This window comes from Klebsiella sp. RHBSTW-00484, from assembly GCF_013705725.1.
Lineage (GTDB): Bacteria > Pseudomonadota > Gammaproteobacteria > Enterobacterales > Enterobacteriaceae > Klebsiella.
In genome coordinates this window covers 76,254-94,039 of the sequence record NZ_CP055482.1, presented here as the reverse complement: position 1 = coordinate 94,039, position 17,786 = coordinate 76,254, and the positions used below count along the sequence as shown (strand labels likewise).

Below are 17,786 nucleotides of genomic sequence, written 5' to 3'. Positions count from 1 at the left end.
GAGATGGTCACTCCCTCCTTCCCGGTATTATGCTGAGGACAGGCTTTCATTCGGAGAACTATCATGGAAAACATTGCGCTCATTGGTATCGATCTGGGTAAAAACTCTTTCCATATTCATTGCCAGGATCGTCGCGGGAAGGCTGTTTACCGTAAAAAATTTACCCGGCCAAAGTTGATCGAATTTTTGGCGACATGCCCCGCTACAACCATCGCAATGGAAGCCTGTGGCGGTTCTCACTTTATGGCACGCAAGTTGGAAGAGTTGGGGCATTCCCCAAAGCTGATATCACCACAATTTGTCCGCCCGTTCGTTAAAAGCAATAAAAACGACTTTGTCGACGCCGAAGCTATTTGTGAAGCTGCATCGCGTCCGTCTATGCGTTTTGTGCAGCCCAGAACGGAATCTCAGCAGGCAATGCGGGCTCTGCATCGTGTCCGTGAATCCCTGGTTCAGGATAAGGTAAAAACAACCAATCAAATGCATGCTTTTCTGCTGGAATTTGGCATTAGCGTTCCCCGAGGAGCTGCCGTTATTAGCCGACTGAGTACCATTCTTGAGGATAATAGTTTGCCTCTTTACCTCAGCCAGTTATTGCTGAAATTACAACAGCATTATCACTATCTTGTTGAGCAGATTAAAGATTTGGAATCCCAGTTGAAACGAAAGTTGGACGAAGATGAGGTTGGACAGCGCTTGCTGAGCATTCCCTGCGTCGGAACACTGACAGCGAGTACTATTTCAACTGAGATTGGCGACGGGAAGCAGTACGCCAGCAGCCGTGACTTTGCGGCGGCAACAGGGCTTGTACCTCGGCAGTACAGCACGGGAGGTAGGACGACATTGCTGGGAATTAGTAAGCGAGGTAATAAAAAGATCCGAACTTTGTTGGTTCAATGTGCCAGGGTATTCATACAAAAACTGGAACACCAGTCTGGCAAATTGGCCGATTGGGTCAGGGATTTACTGTGCCGGAAAAGCAACTTTGTCGTCACTTGTGCTCTGGCAAACAAGCTGGCCAGAATAGCCTGGGCCCTAACGGCACGACAGCAAACTTATGTAGCATAACGGCAGAAATACACCGGTTTAAAGAATTACTGATCTGGTTTTGCGAATACTGATATTGATGATACTAACGGCCCACCGGCCTGTTGAGGAACCTGTAAAACGGAAAGGCTCATTGAAGCCGTATATTTTCTGGAGGTTCATCAGGCGCGGAACTCATCAAGGCGCGGGAATAAAATCCCATTCAGACGCCGGATAGATTCAAGCAAGCCAACTTGTCGTCAAAATCGGTGTTGCAAAAACGGGAGTGACCATAGATTCCGTTTTCTGAGACGACCCCTGGCTGCGCGCCTACGACTTCACGACTGACCGCGGCGCCATGGCGCTCAATGACTACGCCCGCTCCAACGACCCCTTTACACGGGTCGGCCGGCAGCAGGTCGCTGTCGACGTCTCCAGCGTCATCCGCGCGTCCCCGGACAGCTTCCGCGTCGCCTGGGTCGAGCGCCGATACGAAAATGGCCAGCTCGCCGAGACCACGCGCTGGACCGCGATCCTGACGATCGTCGTGCAGATCCCCCGAAACGCCGACCGGCTCAGGGCGAACCCGCTCGGCATCTACGTCAACGCCATCAACTGGTCACGGGAGCTTGGGCAATGAAGCCGTATTTCCGTAAAGCCGGAAACCCGGCTTCACACACACACGTACTCCCGGCTCTCCGTAGAGCCGCATTCCCGGTCGTTCTGCTAGCGGCGACCGCGCTCGCGGGCTGCGCGACCACCAATCCGCCGCCGGAGATTTCCTACGACAATGCGGCTCCGGCGGTGCAGACCGTCGATCCACCCGCGCCGGTCACCGTGGTCGAGCTGCCCCGGCCGCTGCCGCTGCCTGGCCAATTGCAGCGTGTGGAGGAGACGCGGCGTGCCCCGGAGCCTTCTAATCCGACCGCTCGCGTCAACCAGGCAAACGAGGCGGCACGAGTCCAGCCGGTGCGCGACGGCTTCATTAACTCGATGCAGGTCTACCCGTGGACTCAAGGGGCGCTTTATCAAGTCTATACCGCCGTCGGGCAGATCACCGACATCGCGCTCCAACCCGGGGAGCAGCTTGTCGGCGCAGGCCCGGTGGCCGCCGGCGACACAGTGCGCTGGATCATCGGCGACACCGAGAGCGGATCGGGGGCAACGCGCCAGATCCACATCCTAGTAAAGCCCACCCGCGCCGACCTGATGACAAACCTCGTCATCAACACCAACATGCGCACCTATCACATGGAGCTGCGCTCGACAGAGCGCACCTATATGGCGTCGGTCTCATGGCAGTATCCGCAAGACCAGCTCATTGCGCTGCGCCGTCAGAACGCCGAGGCGCAGGCGGCCCAGCCGGTGGCGAGCGGCGTCGATCTCGCGAACGTCAACTTCCGCTATGCGATCGAGGGCGACCGTGCGCCGTGGCGGCCGCTGCGCGCCTTCGACGACGGACGCCAGGTCTTTATCGAGTTTCCGCGCGGCATCGGTCAGGGCGAGATGCCGCCACTCTTCGTCGTCGGCCCCGAGGGCAACACCTCTGAGCTCGTGAACTATCGCGTTCGCGGCCACCACATGATCGTTGATCGTCTGTTCGCGGCTGCCGAACTTCGCTTCGGCTCCGGCCGCGAGCAGAAGCGCGTCAGGATCGTCCGCACAGACGGGAGGCCGACCTCGTGAGCGAGAACCCGCCCCGGATTGAGGAAGTGCCGGACGACGATGCGCAGCCCCTGACCGGCGAGCCGGTCGGGCCTGCGCCGATGCGGCTGCGGGCCGAACCGCCCCGCGTCACCCGGTTGTCGCGGAAGGTTCTCGCCGGCCTCGGTCTTGTCGCCAGCGTCGGGCTCGGAGGTGCGCTGATCTACGCGCTTCAGACCCGCGACGCCGGTCGGCCGAACGACGAACTCTATTCGACCGAGAACCGCTCGACCGCTGACGGACTGGCCGGCCTGCCGCGAGATTACAGTGGCGTGCCACAGCTCGGTCCCCCTCTTCCCGGTGACCTCGGCCGGCCGATCCTTAGTACCCAGGATCGCGGACAGCCGGTGCCCACACCCGGGACGGCCACGCCCAATCCCGGCATCAGCCCGGAAGAGCAGCGCCGCCTTCAGGAAATCGAGACCGCGCGCACCAGCCGTCTCTTCTCCGGATCGGAAAGCCGGGGCACACCCGCTGCTGCGGGAGCTGCCCCAGCGCTCGCGCCGGTGCCGGATTTGGCGAGCATTGGCCTCGCTCCGCCGCCCGCCACGCCCTCGGCGCAGGACCGGCAGAACGCGTTTCTGAACGCCGCGGCCGATCGCAGGACGGTTGCGCCCGATCGCGTCGCTGCGCCAGTATCGCCGAACGTCCTTCAGGCGGGAGCAGTGATATCCGCGGCGCTGATCACCGGCATCCGATCCGATCTACCCGGCCAGATCACCGCGCAGGTCACCGAAAACATCTACGACAGCCCAACCGGCCGTATCTTGCTTGTGCCGCAAGGCACTCGTGTGGTCGGGCAGTACGACAACAACGTGCAGTTCGGCCAGAGCCGAGTCCTGCTCGTCTGGACTCGGCTCGTCTTCCCGAACGGGCGCTCGATCGTTCTCGAGCGCCAGCCTGGTGCTGACGCTGAAGGGTTCGCCGGGCTGCAGGATGGCGTCGATTACCATTGGTGGGATCTGGCCAAGGCTGCGGGATTGTCGACACTGCTGAGCGTCGGCGCCGAACTCGCGGTCGACAACGACGATCAGCTCGTTCAGGCGATCCGGAACGGTGGGCAGGACACCATCAACGACGCAGGGCAGCAGATTGTGAGGCGTCAGCTCAACGTCGCGCCCACGATCACTATTCGGCCCGGATTTCCCGTGCGCGTTCTCGTGACGCGAGACTTGGTACTGGAGCCATATGGAGGGTGATGATGTCGAAGCTTAAGCTAGGCCCCATCGCGGACGACAAGCCGCTTAAGGTACAGGTCGAGCTACCTGCAGCTCTCCACCAGGACCTTGTTGACTACGCCCACCTATTGGGCCGAGAGCAAGGTCAGTCCGCTGTTGACCCAGCTCGGTTAATCGTCCCGATGTTACAACGGTTCATCGCGACAGACCGTGGCTTCGCCAAAGCCAGGCGAACGTTGACGCCGGGGAGCGCCGATTAATCCGTGGTCCCCGCTCTAGAGGGGGTGTCGAAACACTTCAGCAGCAGCGGCAGAGTCGGGTTGTCGTTGTCACTGGAAGAAATTATAGCGGCCGTCGGCGCCCGCGCCGATGGGAGCGGGATCAACGCGATATCCGGCCGGTAGATCACGCTGGTGATGGTCAAGCCGAAGCCCTGTTCGACCATCGTCAGCAGGGTTTCTCGGCTGACTTGTTGGATCGAGAGTTGAACCGCTCCGTCTCCGGCGCCCACCATGCGCCGGAGTATGCCAGCGAGCTCACGCCCAGCGCCATCCGAGCGAACGAGGAAGACTTCGTCACAAACGTCCTCCCACGACAGCTGTGGCCGTGCTGCCAACTCGTGAAGCGGGGACAATGCCACGAACAGATCTGGTTCGCAGAGACGTCGAACTTGGAACTGAGGGCTCTTGCTCGCACTCAGGCTGATTGCTGCGTCCAGTAATCCGCGCTTCACCCCCAAAGTGTTTTCTTCTGAAGTGCCTTCCTCAAGCTTTACCTCGATCGTCGGATGTCTATTTCTGAATGCCGAGAGAATGTTGATGATCGGGCACGCCGGGAACGCTTCAAGCATTCCAAACCTCACGAGCCCGGTCTTGAGTTTCCGCGCGGAGCGGATCTCCGTTGCGGCGTTACGAAGGTAGCGCGCTCCCACCACCGCTTGTTGAAGGAAGCGCTCACCTTCTGGAGTCAGCCCTGCCCCCGCTCGCGTACGCTTGAAGAGAGAAAAGCCAAGTTGGCGCTCAAACAGCTGCACACGTCGGCTGACGGTGGATTGCGATATCGATAGGCGCTCCGCCGCTCGGCGGAAGCTGCCGGCCTCGGCGACCTGAACGGCGTACTTCAGGTATCGGAGATCAAGAGTCAGGTCGGGCATGAGACCCGTCCGATCATACCGGCGGTCTCATCGGCGAACCGCCTGCGCCCGGTGAGCGGCACCCATGCACGTCCACTTTCATCGAGCCCACCCCCGCTAGCGCCTGGGGAACGAGCACGTCCGTTGATCTCAGATGTGGAATCCGAGCTGAGCCCCTCAATGAGCATGACCATGTCCGAATCTGTCATAGATGCATGCGGCGGTCATACATTTTCACACGCTTGAAGTCTATGCGCGAAGCATATATTCTTGCGGTATGGAGCCTGAGGTCGCCAAGTACCATTTAGGTGCACTCGCGTTGGCCGTTGCAGACAGCATCGCCAGTGTCTCGGCCTCGTTTTCACCAAGCGGCCCGGGGACCGCCGTGATGGTGTTACTCAGCATGGAGCCCGGACTGCCGATCAGCGTTTTGGCTACCTCGATCGGGCTTTCTCATGCCGGGACGGTGCGATTGATCGATAGGCTCGAGCGCGAACAGTTGGTGGAACGACGAAGACAAATCACCGACAGGCGGGCGCGCTTCATTCACCTCACCAATTCGGGGAAGAAGATAACGGACGCCTTGCTCAAGGCACGGGAGCAGGTGATCTCCGAATGTATTTCGCCCCTGTCGCCCAATGACCTCGACATTCTAGGCATGCTGTCGGAGCGGCTCCTTGTGGCAAACGGCTTCGACAAAGATGGCTCGGTCAGCCTTTGCCATCTGTGCGGCTACAGCAGGATCGCGCCTTCCCGTGGTAAAGCTAAGCCGGGGCGCTCGCCACGCTGGAACGTCGCATCAGAAGGCTGACGATATGATCAGGCAGGCTTGAAATAATGGGATCGTTTGCGCTCGAACTTCTTCTATGCGTACTTGCCTTCGGGTTCGGATATGCGGCGAACCAAGGCGGAACCTGTTTAGTGGTGGCCGCTCATGAGTTACACAGAAGACAGCCGCCGAAAATGTTCGTCGGATTTCTCGCAGCGTCGGCAGCGGCAGGCCTGGTTGCGGTCCCGATAGTCTGGACGGGAACACTGGGCGCAACACTCGCACCCTCGACCAGCATCAATTTCCTCCTGCTCATCGGCGCCATCGCCTTCGGCCTCGGCGCACTCATTAATGACACATGCCTGCTCGGATCGCTGGCGCGGCTTGGGGATGGGGAGATGCGACTTCTAGCTCTACCCTTGGGATTAACGATTGGTATCTTGGCTGCCGACCATGGCAGGTTCGGCTACGATTCAACATGGCCAAGCTTAATCTCCAAACCGAGCGCAACAGGCCTCGTTACTCTCCTAGCCTTCCTAGTTGTGCTCGTGCTGGCACTCGTTTTCGTTTCCACGAAGAGCGTTCTGCGAACAAAGCCGGGTTGGTCGTTCGGCGCTTCGATGATTGGACTCGGTATCACTGGCGGACTTCTATATGCACTCTCGCCGGCCTGGACCTTCGCAGACGTGATTCAACGCGCCCTTCCTCTCAGAATGTCCCCGGCCGGCGAGGTCGCGCTCACTGCGGTGATCTCTTCGATCGCAGGCGCCCTAACCGCCTCCTTTCGCCAAGGCAATCTGCGTCTCCAACTGCCGACAGCCAATGGCATTCTGCGATCTGTCGTCGGCGGCACATTGATGGGTATCGGCATCGCGCTCATACCCGGCGGGAATGATGGGTTGATCCTCGCAGCGGTTCCGACTCTTTCACCTGGTGGGATAGTCGCCTACCTTCTGATGACGACGACAATCGTCTTCGGATTTGCAGCGCGTGGTAAGTTATTCCGGCGCTGCCTTTCACGGCCATGATAAGGGCAACAGAGGACTTGCCCTCCTGACATGAGCATTTATCCCGACCGGGAATATCGGCTGACTAGCTCGTATGCCTTTGCAGGCCCTTGGACCATGATGACCACTTCAAAGGCCGCCGGCCCCAGAATCCTGTAGGTTGCATGGTAGGTGTCGTCTCCGCAGGCATAGACGCCACTCGCTTCCAACCCGGTATCCGTCCGCGAGAAACTCAAGCTGAGGAACTGCGTCCCGATATGAGGTCCGTCTGCGAACTCGACGACAACACTGTCCTCGCTCAAGCGATAGCGATACTGCCGGCACGCGGAGAATACTCTGCCATCTGCCAGTGAGAGAATGCCGCTCTCTCGATAAGCGAGCGCGCCTTCGCCGATCGCTGCTACGATTTCGGTGGGCATGGTTATCTCGTCCAGGGCCGCGTCCATCCGTACAGGCTGGACGTTTGCCAACGGGCTATAGGCCCACCCGGAGCGCCAGCCCCATCAAGTCAAAATCCCGCAAAGGTCGCGCGTTTGCTGGGTAAAGGCATCGCCGATGAGGATGGCTTCGTGAGGCAGCGAAGCGCGAGCCAGCCGCTCGACATATCTCGCTTATTAGTATATGGTATATGCGTCGCGCATATACTGCAACGCCTGCCCGAAGCACGTAGACGACGTTCGTGACGTTCCCACGGGACCACTGTTGAGGAATTTTAGATGAGCATTTTCGACCGTTATGAATTTCTTGTCCCCGAGCACGGTCGGAGGGATCTTGGCCTGCTTAGATGGGCTCTCGTGATCGTATTTCTGTGGTTCGGCGCGATGAAGTTCACAGCGTACGAGGCCTATGGTATCGCCCCGTTTATCGAACACAGCCCGATCATGAATTGGCTCGGCATGTTCGGGACGCAGGGGCAAAGCTATTTCATCGGCGTTATCGAGTTATCGACCGGTCTCGTTCTGATCCTTGGTGCATTTCGTCCACTCTTCTCTGCGCTAGGCGCACTAATGTCAGCAGCGACCTATCTGATCACGCTGACCTTTTTCATCACCACTCCAGGTGTCGCGGAGCAGACTGCCGGCGGCTTTCCTGCGATTTCGGCTGCACCAGGGCAGTTTCTACTGAAGGACGCAGTTCTGCTAGCGGCGTCCCTCGTGCTGCTGCGTGCTTCGGTCCGCCACAGAGGGGCGCTTGTGCTCTCGTGACTGTGGTCCTCTCGTGACGGCGGGCGTGCAAATCCTGCAGAACCTCCGCGGGGCATGGATGCTCCGTCGCGATATCGAGCCCGGAGGCGCTCAGCTGCATGGCGACGCGGTCTTCGCCCGTTTCGCCGCAATCCCCGACGTCGTGGAGCACGGACTGTTCCTCAATGGGATTGATACAATCGTGATCGCGCGCGGTGACACGATGGAAGTGCGACGCCGGGGGCAAGCTAGGTCTCGCTGATCTGCACCTGCGCGGCCTGGATGACAGCGCTGACGCGGAGTGATTCTCGGGCGCGACCTACGGCGATTCCGAGCGAAAAGGCTTGCCCTATAGCCGCCAGGTATCAACGGTTCCGCGGCCTTAACGAGCCGGACCCGTTTTTTTCGGCGCGCTCGATCAGTCGAAATCCTCCGAAACCCTTCTAAAACAGGACATTTTCCACAAGCCGCGCGGAGGAAGAGGACCACGGTATGGCTTGCTGTCTATGCTCCGCGCACATATAGATGTGGCAATGGATGGACCTCGAGATCGAAACATTTTCGGGGCGTTCGCACTCATGATCAGCGACGACATCGTTCGCGCTAGTTCATCGCGGGCGCCGGAAGCTGGACCCGCCGCCTCAGCGCTGGCGTTGCTCGCGCACAAGCCCGGGCTCTCGATCCGTATGCTTGCGATCGGGGTGGGCCTTTCACATGCTGGAACTGTTCGCCTGGTGGATAGATTGGTAAGCGAGGGATTGATCGAGCGTAGGGAGCATTCGACAGACGGGCGCGCGCGATCCCTCTATCTTACTCCAACTGGCAAGGTCGCGAGCGACGAGGTCCTGGCCTCGCGCGATCAAGTGATTGCCGAAGGGCTATCGATCCTTAATCCAGACGAACTGAAAACCTTATCGGACATCGCTGAACGCGTTCTCCGAAATCGCTTGGAAAACCTCGAGCAGTCATACCGCATCTGCCGCTTGTGCTGCTACGAGGGCTGCACGAACTGCCCCGTCGATGCCGAATTGCATGAGCGAGGTGTGGACCGCGAGAAGAACGACGACGCGTAGGAGACTCGCAATTGCGGCAGCTCAACGCTGCTCAGATGGCGGGGCTTCATAATGTCAGCGAGCCTACCATCAGCCGCATTCTTTTGGCTACGCGTCAAGCCGGCCGATCGGGCATGGCGGTCTCATTCTAATATGTCGGTGATCGCCCCACTTTTAGCCGCTCAATTGATCGGAACGCGGTTTCGGAAGCGGCCGTTCAAACCACTCGCTGCATTCCCATTTCTCTATGTCCGATAGGTAGTTTCGGGGAAAAGCAGTCGGGAACAGGTTTCGGGAACGCATGCTCCGGCAGGAGCGCAGCGCGCGTCCCAAACGCGTTTTCCCGGTAGAGCTTCCCAATCGGCAAAGTGCGGGCCACCTCAGACTGCGAACGCGAAAAACCGCCTGGCTGGTCACTCAAGGCAGGGTAACGACGATTTTCGCTGCGGATACACCCGCCTTCAGGGCTTCCAAGGCAGCCTGGAGCATTTCAAGGCCCTGGCCCACGATCTTCGCCGGAGGGGCGGGGACGAACGTGCGCGCCGCGAGAGCCTGCGGCAGGAATTCGCGGTAGATCATTGGACCAACCTCGTCATCCTTGAGGCTCGTCCCGGAGATGTGCGTCGCCTCGACTCCAAATGAACGCTCGTCGGGCGGGGCCAGCGTCGCTGCCACCCGGCGCGAGCCCTCGCATCTCGCAACTACGGCAAAACAGTCTTTCATGTGACCGGTCGCGTGAAGCGTTCCAGCGAGACTGCGCCCGCGCATTGCCTCAATCACGTCTTCCACGATGGCTGGACTCGAGTGGTCAAGAACCTCGCTTGCACCCAGCTCCTTCAACAGGCCGACGTTGCGCGCCGAAGCGGTGGCGACGCACCTGTAGCCCGACGCCACCGCGAGCTGGATGGCGTTGCAGCCAACGCTCGACGATCCACCCCAGACCAGAACGACCTCTGGACGCGCGGTCGGCGAGTGTAACGGTGGCGCGAGAGCCAACTGTGTCCGTCCGTAGAGCCCGCTTGCGGCGGTGCCAAGGCCAAGCGGGAGGACTGCCGCATCAGCGAAGGCAATGTTGTTGGGGATCGGCGCCGCCATGTGGTCCAGCACGATCGTGTGGTGCTGGAACGCACCCTGCGCAGGTTGATTTACGGTTGTCCCGACCGCCTGTCCGATGACTCGATCGCCGACCTTGAACCGCTCGACCGCGCCACCGACCGCCGCGACCTCACCGGAGACGTCGCTGCCGAGAATCGCGGGATAGTCGAGCCATGGCAAAAGCGCGACGTCCTGCAGAATCCAGTCGAGTGGGTTGATCGCGATGGCCGCGTTGCGGATCAATATCTCGTTCGCCGCCAGATGCGGCAGAGCGGTGACACCGATCCTCAGTGGCTGCCCCGGCGCTTTCTGCCAGGCGGCCTGATTAGTCACGGTTTCGGTCATCATCAACTCTTTCTGTCAAGTATTACAGCTGGGCGTTCGTCTGAGCGGTCCAACCGCCAGGTCGGGCGCACGAAGTGGCAGCTATAGCCCCCAGGATAGCGCACCAGGTATTCTTGGTGCTCTGGCTCCGCCTCCCAAAAGGGTTCTTCTGGGTTGATCTCCGACACGACCGGGCCTGGCCAGCTTCCTGATGCCTCGATTTCCGCGATGGTTGTGAGGGCGACTTCCTTCTGCACTTCGGTGGTGTAGAAAATCGCCGATCGATAGCTCGGACCGACATCGCTGCCTTGTTGCTCGTAGGTCGTGGGGTCATGTATCTGGAAGAAGAGTTCCAAGAGCGAGCGATAGGCGAGAACGGAAGGGTCGAAGGTCACTTCCACTGCTTCCGCATGGCCGTAATGTCTCGCGTAGGTCGGATCAGGCATTTCTCCGCCTGTGTAACCGACACGCGTCGAAATGACTCCCCTGGCTCGGCGCAGCAAATCCTCCATGCCCCAGAAGCAGCCGCCTGCGAGAATTGCTCGCTCTGTCGCGGCCGCCCTATTGCCGGTAGGCGATTGGCTCACAGTCCGTTCGCCCTCCTCCGTGTGCGCCACGGTCAAGCCAGCCTCGCGGGATCCGCAGCCTGACTGGCGCTCAAGAGCTCGGTCTGCACGTCCGAACCCCGGATGAGACTCAGATCGACGGGACACCGATCAGCGATCGCGAGGATCCGAGCGCGCTGATCATCACTCAGCGGCCCATCGAGGACAATGGTGCGGGTGAACCGGTCGGGTGGCATCATGTCCGGCACCTTCTCGTGCTGCACGGTCGTGCTCGCCCGTTCGAGCGGAAAGCCCTTGCGGTTCGCATAGAGACGCATCGTCATCACCGTGCAGGCTGCGAGGCCGGCAGATACGAGTTCGTAGGGAGATAGTCCGGTCCCGAGGCCACCGACCGATGCTGGCTCGTCGGCGAACAGAGTGTGCTCGCCGCTGCGGACCTTGAGCTGGAACGTCCCTGCAAGAGTTTCGGTGGAGACGACGCCCTCCGCAACCTCGACCTGCGGAAGATCCGCGCTGAGTGGTGGGAGAAAGCGGCTCGCCCAAACCGCCACCATGGCCGCGGCGTAGTTCGCGTCCGCGACGTCGGTGAGAAGGTGATCCGCGTTGTCGAGCGAGATGAAGCTTTTAGGGTGCCTGGACGCGACGAAGATGCGCGACGCGTGGTCGATGCCGACCACCTGATCCAGCGGAGAGTGCATGACCAGCACCGGCCGTCGCAGGGAGGCAATGGCCTTCTCGACGTCGATCCCCTCAACCGCCTCAAGGAACCCTCGGCGAATGAGGAAGGGCCTACCGGCAATCTCCACCGAGGCCTCGCCCTCGCTCGCGATGGTGTCCAGATCATTCGGTCCGAAGAGGCGCAAGATATGCTGAAGGTCGGCCGGCGCACCAATCGTCGCTACCGCCGCAATATCAGGCATGTCGGCGGCGGCTACGATCGCAGCGGTGCCACCCAGGCTGTGCCCGACGAGGAGGGACGGTGACATGCCCGCCGCCGCCATCGCATTTGCGGCGGCCCGAAGGTCCTCGACGTCCGACGCGAAGTTCACAGGTTCTCCCGTCCCACCGCCGATCCCGGTCCCGGCGAAATCGAACCTCAAGACCCCGATGCCCGCACGCGACAGCGCGCGCGAGATGTGAACAGCGGCGCGACTGTCTTTCCCGCACGTGAAGCAGTGGGCGAAGATCGCCCAGCCCCGCGGCGTCCCTTCCGGCGGTTCGAGGTGCCCGGACAGCGGAGAGCCAGCCCCACTGACAAACGTAAATGATCTTCCTGCCATGTCCATCAAACCTCCAGCACGCGGCTTGGCGGTTGCGCTCTCAGAACCTTCGACGGAGCTGAGCGGAGCGCACCGCCAACCGGTAATCGTCATCTCAGGCTATCATTTATATGTCTGGCGCATATAGACAAGCCCCTATACCATGATTATATGCGCCAAGCATACTTCTGCGACCTGCTTTCCAAAGGCGGTCTCACGGAAGAGGTATCAGTCAGGCGCGTGGGCCAAAGGACTATGGAACTCAATCAAGTCAGCTATTTCATCAACTTGGCCGAGACGCTGAATTTCACAGCGGCCGCTCGCTTGAGCGGTGTGTCACAGCCAAGTCTGACCCGCGCGATCCGCCGCTTGGAAGATGAGCTTGGCGGGCCGCTGATCTATCGCGACGGGAAGAACAGCCGCCTGACTGGCCTTGGCCATGACGTCGAGGCAGAATTCCGGCGCATGGTGGTCGCGATGAAGAGCGTTCGCAATCACTCGGAGCACTGGGCGATGGGGGGGCACCGCGTGCTGGATGTCGCCGTCGCGCCCACCGTCGGACCAAAGGAATTTACGGCATTCTTCGAGAGCGCATTGGCGGAGATGCCATCCATCGAAATCAAGCTGCACTCGCTCCAGTCGAACGAGGACACATCGGAGGTGCTTTCAGGAAAATACCACGCGTGCATCATGCCGCGTGAAACAAGACCGGAACGCAAGCTGGATGTGCATCCTCTATTTCGGGAGCGCTTCGTGCTCGGCTGTTCTGCAAACCATCCCTTGGCTGCCAACGAGATCGTGCGCGGCGAAGACCTGCTCGAGTTTCCTTTCGTCGATCGCCTGAAATGCGAGTTTCGCGATCGGATCCTCGATCACTTCGCGCGACGGGACTTGCTCATGCGACCTCGCTTTCGATCAGATCGCGAGGACTGGGTGCAACGGGTCGTCGCTGACGGCCACGCCATATGCATTCTTCCGGAACGATCGCCGACCGTGCAAGGCCTCGTCACTCGGCCGATCGACGGATTTGTCTTGGAGCGCGAAGTCGTGATCGCGACAGTATCCGGCTCCACGGCAACGGTCGAGATACGGAACATCGCGCAGCTGGCAGCCCGGTATGAGTGGAACTGAATCACGACGTGAAGAGCTTCGGCGCTATGGAAACTATACGCGCAGCGTATTGGATAAATCTGGGGCGCACTGCGATAGTCGGCGCAATGACTGCAAAGATAAATGACAGTGTGTCGAGCTCTCTAAATAGCTGCGCCTAATACCGCTACACTTTTGCCTGACCATGTTTTCCTCCGGGGAATGGGCTGGCGGTTTCCATAAAATGGCGGACCTTTTTCAGTAACTGCCACATTGAGCGGCACTGATGATTACGGGTTATCGTGTCATGAAGTGCCTGCCATAGCCGTTCCACATGATTCACCCACGGCGAGTAAACCGGCTGGTAAATTACCCTGAACTTGGGATTTGCTTTCAACCAGCGCTGTGTTTCGCGGCTTTTATGGATAATGTAGTTATCAACGATCAGCGTGATTGTTTTCGCCCGCCGGTAAGTGGCTTTCAGGTGCTTCAGCAGAGCGATAAACAGCGCTGAACTTTTGCTGTTGCCGCCCACGTAGCTGACTTTACCCGTGCCACTGTGCAGTGCGCCGGCCAGATAGTATTTTTCGTTCTGCCCCGGCGTCACTACCCGTTTCTGCTGTCCGCGCAACTGCCAGTCCGCACCGATTTTAGGATTAAGGTGGATATCCACTTCATCTTCATAAAATACCGGATGCTCTGCGCTGCATTCATCCAGCGCTTTGTGGATTACCGCCATCTTTTCATCTTTATGTGGGTCACGGATACGCAGAGTTGGCGCGGCCCTGCGCCATACAAGCCCCGCAGATGGCAACCAGCGGCGAACGGTTCCTGCATGTAACTGGCAACCGGTTATCTCATTGATTTTTATTGCCAGTAATTCGGTGCTCCAGCGTGAACGTTGATAACCAAAATCGCCGGGAGAATGCTTTATCAGCTCACGTAACAGGGTGCAGATATGTTCAAAAGGCCAGCGTCGGGAGCGCCCTGCGGGTAAGGATTTCAGGCCTTCAATACCTGAGTGCGTAAACCAGTTAATCCAGCGACCAACGGATGAACGAGCACAACAGAGAGTTCTGGCAACATCGCTGACCCGTTCACCCCGATGAAGCATCAGCATGGCCGTGAGTCTGCGGGCATGATTTTTATCGCGCGTTTTATGAATAGCTTTCTGCATCAGGCGTCGTTCGCCACGGGGTATTGGTGCTATGATCGGCATCGCTCAGTCCGGTTGGTGGTTTTGGTTGGTTTGGCGATTGATCAGATCGCACAATCCGGGCTGAGTTCCCTTTCAGTGATCTACTATTCCGCGCATCTATTTAGATTAATTATTGGAGACTATCATGAAGTTTGAGAAGTCACAGGCAGCAGTTGACCGCCTGACCCCCGAGCAACGCCGGATTACCCAGGATTCGGGGACCGAAAGGCCCTTCACGGGTGAGCACAACGACAACAAGGAGCCTGGCATCTACGTCGACATAGTGTCGGGAGAGCCGCTGTTCGCTTCAACGGACAAGTTCGATTCGGGTACTGGCTGGCCCAGCTTCACCAAGCCGATCGTTCCGGCAAACGTGAACGAGGTGCGGGACAGTGCACACGGCATGGTCCGGACGGAGGTCAGGTCGGTACACGCCGACAGCCATCTGGGCCACGTTTTCCCGGACGGTCCTTCCGACCGCGGCGGTCTGCGCTACTGCATCAACTCTGCGTCCCTTCGCTTCATCCCGCGCGACGAGATGGAGTCCGAGGGATACGGTGAATATCTCGATCAAGTAGAGGAGGCTTAACATGCATCAGCGCGCTGTTCTCGCAGGAGGATGTTTCTGGGGCATGCAGGATCTGATCCGCAAGCGGCCCGGCATCATCTCGACCCGTGTGGGTTACACGGGCGGCGATATTCCGAACGCCACGTATCGTAATCACGGCACGCATGCCGAGGGGATCGAGATTGTCTTCGACCCGACAGTGACGAGCTACCGGCACATCCTGGAATTCTTCTTCCAGATCCACGATCCGACGACGCTGAACCGCCAGGGCAATGATCGTGGGCTCTCCTACCGGTCGGGCATCTATTATGTCGACGAGGAGCAGAAGCGCGTCGCCGAGGATACGATCGCCGATGTGGATGCCTCGGGGCTGTGGGATGGCAAAGTGGTGACCGAGGTCCAGCCGGTCGGCGAGTTCTGGGAGGCCGAGCCCGATCACCAGGATTATCTGGAGAAGCGGCCGGGCGGCTACACCTGCCACTTCGTCCGTCCCGACTGGGTTCTTCCAAAGCGGCATGAGGCCGGCGATGTGAGCCCTGCGGCCGGGGCTGCAGCGGAATAGGCTTCGCTGCCGTTAGTGCCGCGCCGATCCGGTTCGCAACCTCCGACGACCGCGTCAATCGACGCGGTCGTCGAACCCGGCCTTGAAGCAGATCATTCCATTCAGCCGCCGTCGCAGTGCCAGGATCCAGATATGACAGACCTCTCCTCCTTTCCCATCACGCAGCGCTGGCCAGCATCTTATCCGGATCGCTTGCAACTATACGCGGCCCCCACGCCCAACGGCGTCAAGGTCTCGATGATGCTGGAGGAGACTGGCCTGCCGTATGAGCCCCACTTCGTCGACATCTCGAACAACGAGTCGAAGGATCCAGCGTTCGTGTCGTTGAATCCCAACGGCCGCATACCCGCGATCATCGATCCGGCTGGCCCTGACGGCCAGCCCATTGGCATATGGGAAACCGGTGCGATCCTCATCTATCTGGCCGACAAGACGGGGCAGCTCATCTCAACAACACCCGCCCAGCGGTACGAGACTCTGGCCTGGGTGTTCTTTCAGGTGTCGGGCGTTGGGCCGACCTTCGGACAGCTAGGCTTTTTCCTGCGATTTGCCGGCAAGGACTATGAGGACAAGCGACCTCGGCAGCGCTTTGTTGATGAATCCAGGCGTCTTCTCGGGGTCCTGGATCACCGGCTGGAGGGCCGCGAATGGATTGTCGATGATTACTCGATCGCGGACATTGCGACGTTTGGCTGGGTGAATGCGCTGGTCGAATTCTACGCAGCGGGCGACATCCTCGGCCTAAGCAGCTATTCGAACGTGCAGGCATGGCTCGAACGCGGGCTGGCGCGACCGGCTTAGCGTGCTTTATTTAATGAGATGGTCACTCCCTCCTTCCCAGTACTATGCTGAGGACAGGCTTTCATTCGGAGAACCATCATGGAAAACATTGCGCTTATTGGTATCGATCTGGGTAAGAACTCTTTCCATATTCATTGTCAGGATCATCGTGGGAAGGCCGTTTACCGTAAAAAATTCACCCGACCAAAGCTAATCGAATTTCTGGCGACATGCCCAGCAACAACCATCGCGATGGAAGCCTGTGGCGGTTCTCACTTTATGGCACGCAAGCTGGCAGAGTTAGGGCATTTTCCAAAGCTGATATCACCGCAATTTGTCCGCCCATTCGTTAAAAGCAACAAAAATGACTTCGTTGATGCTGAAGCTATCTGTGAAGCAGCATCACGTCCATCTATGCGTTTCGTGCAGCCCAGAACCGAATCTCAGCAGGCAATGCGAGCTCTGCATCGTGTCCGTGAATCCCTGGTTCAGGATAAGGTGAAAACAACTAATCAGATGCATGCTTTTCTGCTGGAATTTGGTATCAGCGTTCCGCGAGGTGCTGCCGTTATTAGTCGACTGAGTACCCTTCTTGAGGACAGTAGTTTGCCTCTTTATCTCAGCCAGTTACTGCTGAAATTACAACAGCATTATCACTATCTTGTTGAGCAGATTAAAGATCTGGAATCTCAGTTGAAACGAAAGTTGGACGAAGATGAGGTTGGACAGCGCTTGCTGAGTATTCCCTGCGTTGGAACGCTGACTGCCAGTACTATTTCAACTGAGATTGGCGACGGGAAGCAGTACGCCAGCAGCCGTGACTTTGCGGCGGCAACAGGGCTGGTACCCCGACAGTACAGCACGGGAGGTCGGACGACATTGTTAGGGATTAGCAAGCGGGGCAACAAAAAGATCCGAACTTTGTTGGTTCAGTGTGCCAGGGTATTCATACAAAAACTGGAACACCAGTCTGGCAAGTTGGCCGACTGGGTCAGGGAGTTGTTGTGTCGGAAAAGCAACTTTGTCGTCACCTGTGCTCTGGCAAACAAGCTGGCCAGAATAGCCTGGGCACTGACGGCGCGACAGCAAACTTACGAAGCATAAAGGCAGAAATACACCAGTTTAAACAATCATTCATCTGGTTTTGCGAATACTGATATTGATGATACTAACGGCCCACCGGCCTGTTGAGGAACCTGTAAAACGGAAAGGCTCATTGAAGCCGTATATTTTCTGGAGGTTCATCAGGCGCGGAACTCATCGAGGCGCGGGAATAAAATCCCATTCAGACGC

19 protein-coding genes and 1 pseudogene are annotated in these 17,786 nt (G+C 58.8%); 14 read left to right on the top strand and 6 right to left on the bottom strand.

Annotation, left to right across the window (positions count from 1 at the left end):
- The first annotated feature begins 63 nt into the window (after positions 1-63).
- The 5 genes and pseudogenes from HV213_RS30220 to HV213_RS30200 all read left to right on the top strand — a co-directional run bounded on the left by HV213_RS30220 (position 64) and on the right by HV213_RS30200 (position 4,168).
- Positions 64-1,068, top strand: coding sequence for an IS110-like element IS4321 family transposase (locus tag HV213_RS30220; protein WP_000427623.1), 1,005 nt, complete (start codon positions 64-66; stop codon positions 1,066-1,068).
- Between the two features lie 277 nt (positions 1,069-1,345).
- Positions 1,346-1,666: pseudogene (gene trbF / locus HV213_RS30215) on the top strand (conjugal transfer protein TrbF); the annotation flags it as partial.
- The gene (trbG, locus tag HV213_RS30210) at positions 1,663-2,712 is read left to right on the top strand and encodes a P-type conjugative transfer protein TrbG (protein ID WP_011191356.1); all 1,050 of its coding nucleotides are present in this window, start codon (positions 1,663-1,665) and stop codon (positions 2,710-2,712) included. The pseudogene trbF and the gene trbG, both read left to right, overlap by 4 nt.
- On the top strand, positions 2,709-3,929 hold the full coding sequence (locus HV213_RS30205; RefSeq protein ID WP_011191355.1) for a TraB/TrbI/VirB10 family type IV secretion system protein: 1,221 nt from the start codon (positions 2,709-2,711) through the stop codon (positions 3,927-3,929). The genes trbG and HV213_RS30205 overlap by 4 nt, the downstream gene beginning before the upstream one ends.
- Positions 3,930-3,931: 2 nt before the next feature.
- Positions 3,932-4,168, top strand: a complete 237-nt coding sequence (locus HV213_RS30200) for a DUF2274 domain-containing protein (RefSeq protein WP_026227538.1) — start codon at positions 3,932-3,934, stop codon at positions 4,166-4,168.
- Here HV213_RS30200 and HV213_RS30195 read toward each other — a convergent pair.
- On the bottom strand, positions 4,165-5,061 hold the full coding sequence (locus tag HV213_RS30195) for a LysR family transcriptional regulator (RefSeq protein ID WP_011191354.1): 897 nt from the start codon (positions 5,059-5,061) through the stop codon (positions 4,165-4,167). The two genes, HV213_RS30200 and HV213_RS30195, sit on opposite strands and share 4 nt — an antisense overlap.
- Before the next feature lie 367 nt (positions 5,062-5,428).
- On the opposite strand from HV213_RS30195, the gene HV213_RS30190 reads away from it, so the two are divergent.
- Positions 5,429-5,851, top strand: a complete 423-nt coding sequence (locus tag HV213_RS30190; RefSeq protein WP_223296479.1) for a MarR family winged helix-turn-helix transcriptional regulator — start codon at positions 5,429-5,431, stop codon at positions 5,849-5,851.
- 26 nt (positions 5,852-5,877) lie between these two features.
- Positions 5,878-6,837 (top strand): YeeE/YedE thiosulfate transporter family protein, encoded by a 960-nt coding sequence (locus HV213_RS30185; RefSeq protein WP_004099025.1) that lies wholly within the window; start codon positions 5,878-5,880, stop codon positions 6,835-6,837.
- A 38-nt stretch (positions 6,838-6,875) separates the two neighbouring features.
- Here the strand turns inward: HV213_RS30185 and HV213_RS30180 are convergent, their stop codons facing one another.
- Positions 6,876-7,235 (bottom strand): DUF6314 family protein, encoded by a 360-nt coding sequence (locus tag HV213_RS30180; protein WP_166479491.1) that lies wholly within the window; start codon positions 7,233-7,235, stop codon positions 6,876-6,878.
- A gap of 297 nt (positions 7,236-7,532) precedes the next feature.
- On the opposite strand from HV213_RS30180, the gene HV213_RS30175 reads away from it, so the two are divergent.
- Both HV213_RS30175 and HV213_RS30165 read left to right on the top strand, forming a co-directional pair.
- A complete protein-coding gene (locus HV213_RS30175; RefSeq protein WP_004099027.1) occupies positions 7,533-8,021 on the top strand; it encodes a YkgB family protein in 489 nt (162 codons plus the stop codon).
- Positions 8,022-8,578: 557 nt separating this feature from the next.
- Positions 8,579-9,073, top strand: coding sequence for a MarR family winged helix-turn-helix transcriptional regulator (locus HV213_RS30165; RefSeq protein ID WP_004099028.1), 495 nt, complete (start codon positions 8,579-8,581; stop codon positions 9,071-9,073).
- Between the two features lie 396 nt (positions 9,074-9,469).
- On the opposite strand, the gene HV213_RS30160 is transcribed toward HV213_RS30165, so the two are convergent.
- The 3 genes from HV213_RS30160 to HV213_RS30150 form a co-directional block, all read right to left on the bottom strand.
- Positions 9,470-10,495: a zinc-binding alcohol dehydrogenase family protein gene (locus HV213_RS30160; RefSeq protein ID WP_004357654.1), complete on the bottom strand. Its 1,026-nt coding sequence runs from the start codon at positions 10,493-10,495 to the stop codon at positions 9,470-9,472.
- Positions 10,495-10,983, bottom strand: coding sequence for a peptide-methionine (S)-S-oxide reductase MsrA (gene msrA, locus HV213_RS30155; protein ID WP_045269765.1), 489 nt, complete (start codon positions 10,981-10,983; stop codon positions 10,495-10,497). Before msrA (HV213_RS30155) ends, HV213_RS30160 begins: the two co-directional genes overlap by 1 nt.
- Positions 10,984-11,090: 107 nt before the next feature.
- Positions 11,091-12,323 carry a bifunctional alpha/beta hydrolase/OsmC family protein gene (locus HV213_RS30150; protein WP_004357650.1) on the bottom strand — a complete coding sequence of 411 codons (1,233 nt, stop codon included), beginning with the start codon at positions 12,321-12,323 and terminating at the stop codon, positions 11,091-11,093.
- Between the two features lie 228 nt (positions 12,324-12,551).
- Here HV213_RS30150 and HV213_RS30145 point away from each other — a divergent pair, with 228 nt between their 5' ends.
- Positions 12,552-13,427, top strand: coding sequence for a LysR family transcriptional regulator (locus HV213_RS30145; RefSeq protein ID WP_011191349.1), 876 nt, complete (start codon positions 12,552-12,554; stop codon positions 13,425-13,427).
- Positions 13,428-13,572: 145 nt separating this feature from the next.
- Here the strand turns inward: HV213_RS30145 and HV213_RS30140 are convergent, their stop codons facing one another.
- Positions 13,573-14,604: an IS630-like element ISEc33 family transposase gene (locus tag HV213_RS30140; protein WP_046092923.1), complete on the bottom strand. Its 1,032-nt coding sequence runs from the start codon at positions 14,602-14,604 to the stop codon at positions 13,573-13,575.
- 124 nt (positions 14,605-14,728) lie between these two features.
- Here HV213_RS30140 and msrB point away from each other — a divergent pair, with 124 nt between their 5' ends.
- The 4 genes from msrB (at position 14,729) to HV213_RS30120 (ending at position 17,597) form a co-directional block, all read left to right on the top strand.
- Positions 14,729-15,172 (top strand): peptide-methionine (R)-S-oxide reductase MsrB, encoded by a 444-nt coding sequence (gene msrB, locus HV213_RS30135; protein WP_004099035.1) that lies wholly within the window; start codon positions 14,729-14,731, stop codon positions 15,170-15,172.
- A 1-nt stretch (position 15,173) separates the two neighbouring features.
- The gene (gene msrA / locus HV213_RS30130) at positions 15,174-15,713 is read left to right on the top strand and encodes a peptide-methionine (S)-S-oxide reductase MsrA (RefSeq protein WP_004099036.1); all 540 of its coding nucleotides are present in this window, start codon (positions 15,174-15,176) and stop codon (positions 15,711-15,713) included.
- Between the two features lie 132 nt (positions 15,714-15,845).
- Entirely contained in the window at positions 15,846-16,514 is a 669-nt protein-coding gene (locus HV213_RS30125) for a glutathione S-transferase family protein (RefSeq protein WP_058678057.1), read from the top strand.
- Positions 16,515-16,592: 78 nt separating this feature from the next.
- A complete protein-coding gene (locus tag HV213_RS30120) occupies positions 16,593-17,597 on the top strand; it encodes an IS110-like element IS5075 family transposase (RefSeq protein ID WP_000427614.1) in 1,005 nt (334 codons plus the stop codon).
- Positions 17,598-17,786 lie beyond the last annotated feature (189 nt).